The following is an 810-nucleotide window of genomic DNA, read 5'->3' on the forward strand; positions in this document are numbered from 1 at the left end:
AGAATTACGGACTACGGTTTTTTATTTCAAACGACATTTGGAACATCAAAAACAAATTTGGTCAACAATATTCAGTTGTCCCAAATGAACAGCAGTTCTGTACAGAAACAATTAAAAGCAGCAGGGATCGACACAAACAGTAAAATGTATAAAGCAGCACTGAGTGAGATGATGAAAAATGGAAACGGTGCAATGTTTACAAATGTTCAGGCAATTAAGAACCTGATGAGCCAGTATGACAAAAATGGAGACTGGATTGATCCGAATACCGGATTAACAGGACTTGCTGTAACGGATGAGAACAGAAACAGTTATAAACATATCATTTCTATTCCAGAGAGCAGCCGGGAAGAAATGTTTGAACTGGCAAAGAAAGAATTCTTAAATGAAAATGGTACTCTAAATGGTGATACTACCAAAAGAGAGAGCGTATATAACAATTTATATAGAAAAATGGATAAAGATGACCGTTTATCAGCAGGCTGGACAATGGAACAATATGAACATCAATACAGACAGGCATTTGCAGAAGCAGCAAAAGCCGCTGATCATACATGGAAAGCTGGTAAACCAATACCGGAGGGTGCATTGGATGGCATTACAAGAGAGTCTGTTGAGAGTGGCAGGAAGTCAGTAGATATAAAGTTATAGATAGATTTATTTGTGAGCCACGAGGTGAAACTAAGATAATGGGTTTTAAGGAGGAAAAATAGGATATGAAAATATCTAATTACATGAATAATACGAATTCAATAATGGAAAAAAATACTGATAAAGTACAGAAAGGAAATAGTCAGACAAACGAAAAAC

At 35.9% G+C, this 810-nt stretch carries 1 protein-coding gene; it reads left to right on the forward strand.

The window, feature by feature from the left end; translation table 11 throughout:
* On the forward strand, positions 1-651 hold a 651-nt coding region (locus DXB39_RS14610), incomplete at its 5' end, for a DUF3879 family protein (RefSeq protein WP_243007171.1).
* Positions 652-810 lie beyond the last annotated feature (159 nt).

The sequence above is a fragment of the Roseburia sp. OM03-7AC genome (genome assembly GCF_003462625.1).
In the GTDB taxonomy this organism is placed as follows: Bacteria; Bacillota; Clostridia; order Lachnospirales; family Lachnospiraceae; genus Roseburia_C; species Roseburia_C amylophila.